Genomic DNA, 6,456 nt, shown 5'->3' with positions numbered 1-6,456 from the left:
GTAGCTGACCTCACCCGCGGCACCCACCTGGCCGCCGGTGTAGGTCGCGGTCGAGTCCGCCACCTGCGGGGCACCGTCGAGACCCTGCAGCTGCAAGGTGACCCAGGAACCGTCCGCTGAGACTCGCACCGGACGCTCCCCGGCGTCGTTGGGCACCAAAGCGGTGAAGTCCGCCGCGGCGTTCTTCGCCGCCCACTTGTCCTGCATCGAAGCCGAACCCGGCTCGACCATCGTGGTGTCGATCGGAGCCCACTCCCCCGACCCATCGAGGTAGTTCACCGGCGTCAACGACACCGTCGTCTGATACGAACCATCAGCCTGCAACACTGTCGTGGCGAACCGGGAGGACCGTTCAGACACCAGCACCGGATCGATCGCCGGCTGCTCATCGGTCGACGCCACCGACGACAGCACGCCGCTCGACAACGCGCCCGCCGCTGGCGCCTTCGGGGCTGCGGCCGGGACCGGCCCCGAGACCGCCGATGCGGTATCGAGAGAACACATGGTCGCCGCCATGGCCAGCGAGACAACCCCGACCAGAACCCGAGACCCACGCCGCACGGTGGCGATCTGCTTGTTCCGCATCTTCGGCTGGTGCGTCATGTGCTTCACCTTCGGTTCCCGTCGCTCATCGAGCCGCTCGCTGACGGCCGCAGGGCAGGTGTCGCTTAAGCGCACAGTCGTGACCGCCGAGCGACACACGAACAGTGCGAGGGTGATCCCTCCCCGAGACCAAACGCACCACACCACAGAACGACGGACTCGTGTGAAGAAATCCTGAAGACGCCCAGCTTTACCTACGAAAGGGTGAGCAAGGCTTCTAGCCCGGTAGAAGTTGCTCTTGACAATCAGATGAGCCGTAGGGCACGAGCGCGTGCAGCTCTACGTCTGACACACTGAGTGGTGATCCCGTCGTGGACACCTTGTCGTGTCCGAACATCCGCTTGGAGATAGCGGAAGCCACGCGGTCTTCACCCCAGTTGTGGAAACCACTGCAGGCTTACCTGTGTATCACCTCTCCGGCCAGCAGGCCGCGCACTTGTTGGTGTCGCCTGAGGGCCGTCTTGTCACCAGTTCGTGCATCAGACCCGCACTCATACCTGGTGGGTCTGCCCCTCCTTCAGTCCGCTAAAGGGCGCCTCAGCAAGAGTCGGTCTGCCTGCGTGTCGTCGCCTACTTGGGAACGGGCGGCAAACCAATAGCGGTGGGATCGCTAGCAGCGTCGAGCTCCCCGACCTCTCTGAGGCGGTCGAGGAACTCGGCGTCGAGACCCTCCGGGGCACGACGGCTGGATGAGGCGGGCCTCGCGGCGCTGCGGTCCGCGCTGGGCGACCCGGTGGTGCTGGCGCGGTATCGCGCCAAGATCACCACGGTGCCCGGCAGCGAGTGCCTGTGGTGGACCGGAGCGGTGTCGGGCCCGTCCACCCGCGAGCGCACCGACGGTGGCGGGCACGGGCGGTTCTGGTTCGCTCAGGGCCGCGTGATCATCGCGCACCGGTTCGCCTTCGCGGTGATGCACGGCGTCGAGGCGCTCGACGACGCGACGCTGCTGGGGCACCGCTGTGACAACCCGCTGTGCCAGCGCATCGCACCGGAACACGTCGTGGTCTCGAGCGCGGCGCAGAACCGGCGCGAGTGGTCGATCCGGCGCAACCTGCCGGACAGTCCACTGGCCGACCCACGCGGCCCCCGGCGACGGGCGCGCGAGCTACGCGACATGGCCAGGCTGAGCACCGAGCTCGTCGCGGCCGACCTCGACCGGCTCCGCCAGCTCCTCGGTGAGCAACTGACGCTCTGGTGACCTCAATGGCGAGTGGGCCGGTGACTCGGGTGGTGACGTGCCAGTGGCGGGCCGGGCTGATCGCCACGGCCCGCCACCGACGTCGGGGGAGCGGAGCGTCAGGCCGCGTCGCTGTCGGCGTCCCGGTCGGCGCTGGACCCGGCCTCGTCGCCCAGGAGCAGCCGCTCGACGTCGCTGGACTCGTAGCCCCACTCGGCGAGCGCACCGAGCACGCGGGCATCCCAGCCGGTGGGGTTGCGCCAGGTCTGCTTGCCGGTGGAGTCCTCCCAGGCCGCGAGCACGGCGGCGAGCACGGTCATGGTCGCGCCCTTGGGCGTGGTGGCCTTGGTCGCGATCTTCTGGCACTCCTCGTACCCCGCGCCGTAGTAGCCGCTCGGCACGTCGATGCCGAGCAACTTGAAGAGCATCGGGTGGCGGTGGTCCATCGCCTTGCTCAGCGTGTAGTTGCCGGTGAGCACCGCCTCGCAGATCAGCGCCTCGGCGCCCTTGGGCGCGCTCTTGCGGGTCAGGAACCCGGCGAGCCAGTCGCGACGGACAGTCTCCGCGCTGACCCACGCCTTGTTAGGTCATGCGCTGTATCCGATCTGCGCGCCTGTAGGGATTCGAACCCCAAACCTTCTGATCCGTAGTCAGATGCTCTATCCGTTGAGCTACAGGCGCTCGGTCGTGAAGACCGGGTGTCACTGTAACGGGTCGGTGGAGTGTCAACGAAATCCGTTCCTCGTGCGTCTCCTCTCCCGACAGCACCCGCGCGGGTCACCGCCGTGTGGGACGATGCCCCGGACTCGGGCACCGACGGCCTCGAAGGGGGAGCACGCGTGACACTCGGCCCTGAGCAGCGTGCCCTGTTCGCCGATGCGGGCGCAGCGCTCTACACCGAAGTGCTGGGGGGCGGCCTCGCCGCCGACGACCCCCGCATCGCCGACGGCGGTCCGCTGCGCTCTGCGTTCGACGTCCTGGTCGAGCTCGGCCTGCTCTCGCTCGACGACGACTCGAACCGCTGGGTGGCGCAGGATCCCGCGTCGGCCGCGGCACGCGTCGTGGCACCGATGAGCAACGAGGGCAGCCGACTGCTCCAGGAGTCCGGGGAGTGGACGCGAGCCTTCGCCGACCTCACCCACGCTTGGCGGCGCTCACCGCGCAGCGACGAGAGCGGCCCCTTCACCCACCTGCGCGGGTCGGCCATCGATCGCTTCCTCGACGGGCTGGTGGCCGAGAGCGAGACCGAGATCCTCACCGCCCAGCCGCAGGCCGGCCGCAACGCCCAGAGTCTCGCGATCGCGGCCGAACGCGACATCCAGGCGCTCGAGCGCGGCATCAAGATCCGCACGCTCTACCAGCACTCCGCGCGCCGCTCGTCGGCCACGCACGACTACGTGAGGACAGTGACCGACCGCGGCGCCGAGGTGCGCACGCTGGATGAGTTCTTCAACCGGATGATCATCGTCGACCAACGGGTCGCAGTGATCCCGGGCGCCGAGGATCTCAGCGTCGCGGTCGCCGTGCGCGAAGCGTCCGTCGTCACCTACCTGATGGACGTGTTCGAGCGCTCCTGGGACCGCGGCCGCCCCTTCGCGAACCGAGAGACGTCGATGCTCAAGAGCATCGCCGCCGAGCAGCGCGCCATGACCGTACGGATGCTCATCGAGGGTCACGCCGACCCGGTCTCGGCGAAGCGTCTGGGCGTCAGCCCTCGCACGTACGCCGGCTACGTGGCCGATCTCAAGGAGGAGTACGAGGCCGAGACCCGCTTCCAGCTCGGCTACACGATGGGCCGGCTGGGCATCACCGGCAACGACGACCCCGTCGGGTCGTAGGACCGCGCTCGTCGTCTCGAAATGACGAAAGGGACGCTCCGTGGCGTCCCCCTCGTAGAACCGAGTACTGCGGAATGGTGAGAAAGCGGTGGCCCCGCGGCGACCGCGCCCTTAGCAGCTTCCGCAACCCCAGCTGGTGTCGTTGGTGCCCCAACTGGTGTCAGCCTGAGCCGGCGCAGAGATGCCGACCAGACCGATGCTCATCACGACGGACGCCGCGACGAGCGCTGCTCTGCGAAAGTGCTTCATGGTTGCCCCTCTGATCGTTCACGGGTTCTACGCCAGAACCCGTAGGTGTGACTATGCCGTCCCAACGCGCGAGACGCAGCACCCGTCACGGCTCATAAATCTGCAATGCAGGAATGTGCAATCGACGAGATGACCGGTGTCACCCCAGGTCACAAGGGGTCTAGACACCTCCGCAACCGCCGCCGCGAAGGCCTCGAAAGCTGTGGAGAAGCCGCAGCCCCCGGGCTCCACACGAGGAGCGACCGGGGGCCGAAGCAGTGGCGGAGGCGGCGGGATTTGAACCCGCGAGAGAAGGATCACTCCTCAACCCGCTTAGCAGGCGGGCGCCATAGACCGGACTAGGCGACGCCTCCTCAGCCGCGCTCAGGCTACAAGACCTGCTCCGGAGGGCCGAATCGCCTCCCGCGGGCGCGGCGGAAGTCAGATGCGGGATCACCGCGGACGACGCTGGCTGGCGTTCAGGCGCGCACCCAGATCGCGCACGAACTGCTCCCGGTCGGTGGCCAGGATCTGCACCGGGATCGTGGTCGTGCCCCCGTCGACCAGGTGCAGCACGACCACCGGGATCTCGCGCGGGCTCGCGGTGGCGAGTTCCTGGACCTCGGACCACGCGGCGTGCTTGACCCCGGCCTTGCGGATCAGGCGCACGGTGTATCCGTCGTCGTCGACGCGCAGCACCCAGGCCCGTGCGCGCAGCCACCACCCGAGGGTGAAGATGCCGATCAGGCCGAGCGCGACCACGACGATGATGAGGTCCGGCGGACCACCCGTGGCGGCCACCGCGAGCGTGACGGCGAGAACGACCACGGCCAGCAGCACCAGCGCCGGACCCATCACGCCCGCCGCGGCCCGCGGGTCGAGGCGGTAGAGGGTGGTCGGGGGCAGCTGCGGGTCGTTCACGCCGGCGATCATGGCACCCGATCGGGGCTGTCCTACGATCGGGGACGGCGTCCGCGACGGGCCCGATCACGGTCGGGTCGGCTGCACGATGCCGAGGAGGGGTGCCGGAGTGGCCGATCGGAACCGCCTTGAAAGCGGTCGTAGGGAGACCTACCGCGGGTTCGAATCCCGCCCCCTCTGCCACACTTTCGCCCCTTTGAAGGGCGGGCGGGGCTCCGCTACCTGCGCAGCGTGATCAGCAGGTCGCCCTCCTGGACGACGTCACCGGCGCTGACACGCACAGCGGTCACGGTCCCCGCCACCTCGGCGATCACCGGGATCTCCATCTTCATCGACTCCAGCAGCACCACGGTGTCACCGGTCGCCACCACGTCGCCGGCCTCGACGGCCACGGACATCACGTTGGCGACCATCTCGGCCACGATCTCGGCTGTCTGTTCACGTGCCACGCGCTCGACGCTAGTCGTTACCGAGGGGTACTCCCGACTCGCGCGTCGCGAGTCACAGCAGCGCCTGCGACCGCGCCGGCTCCGGGCGGACGGCGCCCTCCGCCTCGGCCCGGCGGGCGCGGCTCCCGCGGGGGCCGGTGAGGGCGAGGTCGAGCCGGATCACCACGTAGCCGATGACCAGGCCCACGAGCAGGGCGTAGAGATCGGCGAGCACGGCCTCGCCGACGGCGACGCCGGGGGTGACGAGCGAGTCCGCCAGCGGCGCGGTACCGGCCACACCGAAGGCGCACACCCACCAGCCCTGCCGCCGACGGGCGCGCATGTGGCAGCCCCAGGCCAGGGCGGGCACGCCGAGGACCGCGATGATGGGTCGCGGAGAGGCACCGAGGTGCTCACGGGTCCACCGCACCCCCTCGAGGAGCGAGTCGACGGCGCCGGCCGGGCCGTAGCGGCGCAACAGCTCGGCGTAGGCCAGGATCACCACCATCAGCACGGCCCCCGAGACCACGGCGACCGCGCCACGGCGTCCGAGCCCGTGGAGCCCCGCACCGAGGCGGTAGACGAGCACGAACGCCGAGACGAGCGCCAGGCCGAGGGTGGCGAACTCGAACCGGGTCACGTCGATGGTGGGCGCGAAACCGACGACGGCCAGCGCACCCACCGACGCGACGACACCCGCCACGAGCACCTCGCGCACCGCGTGCCGGAACTGCCGCGCCGGAACCGTGACCATGACCGCCAGCACCGCCGCGATCACGCAGGTCGCCGCTGCGGCGCCGGTGCGCGCGCGGTCGTCGTCGAGCAGCGCGGCAGCCATCCCGAGCGCGAGCGCCACGGCGCCGAAGACGACGGGGCGTCCGCCCGTGCGAGCGGCCAGCGCCCAGGAATACCCCGCGACGACGGCGACCGACCCGGCCAACCCCAGCCAACTCGGACCCAGCGGTACCACCGCGCAGCCCAACGCCGCGGCGGCGGCGACCACGAGCACGAACCAGGCGGCCAGCGGCATCCGCGACGCCGACACCGAGTCGACTCGCGCGCCGACCCGCCCGCGCCACGATGTGGTCCTCGACACCGGCGCGACGGGCTCGCCCGTCGGCTGCTCGCTGGGCTGCTCGCTGGGCTGCTCGCTGGGCTCGACGGTGGGCTGGCGGCTCGCCGCCGGCTCGGTGGCCCGCGTCGAGGACCGCGAGCGTCGCCGCGTCTCGGCGCGGCGGCGGGGAGCGGCTCGGGACACGGC

General features: G+C 70.0%; 7 protein-coding genes and 3 tRNA genes. 3 read left to right on the top strand and 7 right to left on the bottom strand.

Going from position 1 to position 6,456, the window contains the following annotated elements; all coding sequences use genetic code 11:
- Positions 1-702: hypothetical protein (locus tag ISG29_RS18900; protein WP_194505001.1), on the bottom strand; the 702-nt coding region annotated here is incomplete at its 3' end.
- Between the two features lie 634 nt (positions 703-1,336).
- Here ISG29_RS18900 and ISG29_RS18895 point away from each other — a divergent pair.
- Complete coding sequence (locus ISG29_RS18895; RefSeq protein ID WP_328829853.1) at positions 1,337-1,801, top strand: hypothetical protein; 465 nt, start codon at positions 1,337-1,339, stop codon at positions 1,799-1,801.
- A 98-nt stretch (positions 1,802-1,899) separates the two neighbouring features.
- Here ISG29_RS18895 and ISG29_RS18890 read toward each other — a convergent pair whose 3' ends face one another.
- Positions 1,900-2,259: a hypothetical protein gene (locus ISG29_RS18890; RefSeq protein ID WP_235960378.1), complete on the bottom strand. Its 360-nt coding sequence runs from the start codon at positions 2,257-2,259 to the stop codon at positions 1,900-1,902.
- 129 nt (positions 2,260-2,388) lie between these two features.
- Positions 2,389-2,461: transfer RNA gene (locus ISG29_RS18885), tRNA-Arg, on the bottom strand.
- A gap of 158 nt (positions 2,462-2,619) precedes the next feature.
- Here ISG29_RS18885 and ISG29_RS18880 point away from each other — a divergent pair.
- On the top strand, positions 2,620-3,618 hold the full coding sequence (locus tag ISG29_RS18880; protein WP_194505000.1) for a LuxR family transcriptional regulator: 999 nt from the start codon (positions 2,620-2,622) through the stop codon (positions 3,616-3,618).
- Positions 3,619-4,125: 507 nt separating this feature from the next.
- Here ISG29_RS18880 and ISG29_RS18875 read toward each other — a convergent pair.
- A tRNA-Ser gene (locus ISG29_RS18875) sits at positions 4,126-4,220 on the bottom strand.
- 79 nt (positions 4,221-4,299) lie between these two features.
- Positions 4,300-4,767 (bottom strand): hypothetical protein, encoded by a 468-nt coding sequence (locus ISG29_RS18870; protein WP_194504999.1) that lies wholly within the window; start codon positions 4,765-4,767, stop codon positions 4,300-4,302.
- A 95-nt stretch (positions 4,768-4,862) separates the two neighbouring features.
- Between ISG29_RS18870 and ISG29_RS18865 the strand changes: the two genes are divergently transcribed.
- A tRNA-Ser gene (locus ISG29_RS18865) sits at positions 4,863-4,950 on the top strand.
- 35 nt (positions 4,951-4,985) lie between these two features.
- On the opposite strand, the gene ISG29_RS18860 is transcribed toward ISG29_RS18865, so the two are convergent.
- Positions 4,986-5,216 carry a biotin/lipoyl-binding carrier protein gene (locus tag ISG29_RS18860; RefSeq protein WP_194504998.1) on the bottom strand — a complete coding sequence of 77 codons (231 nt, stop codon included), beginning with the start codon at positions 5,214-5,216 and terminating at the stop codon, positions 4,986-4,988.
- 52 nt (positions 5,217-5,268) lie between these two features.
- On the bottom strand, positions 5,269-6,453 hold the full coding sequence (locus tag ISG29_RS18855) for a PT domain-containing protein (RefSeq protein ID WP_194504997.1): 1,185 nt from the start codon (positions 6,451-6,453) through the stop codon (positions 5,269-5,271).
- Positions 6,454-6,456: the final 3 nt, after the last annotated feature.

The organism is Nocardioides acrostichi (genome assembly GCF_015319165.1).
In the GTDB taxonomy this organism is placed as follows: Bacteria; Actinomycetota; Actinomycetes; order Propionibacteriales; family Nocardioidaceae; genus Nocardioides; species Nocardioides acrostichi.
The sequence above is the reverse complement of the archived record's forward strand: the minus strand, read 5'-3'. Positions and strand labels throughout refer to the sequence as shown.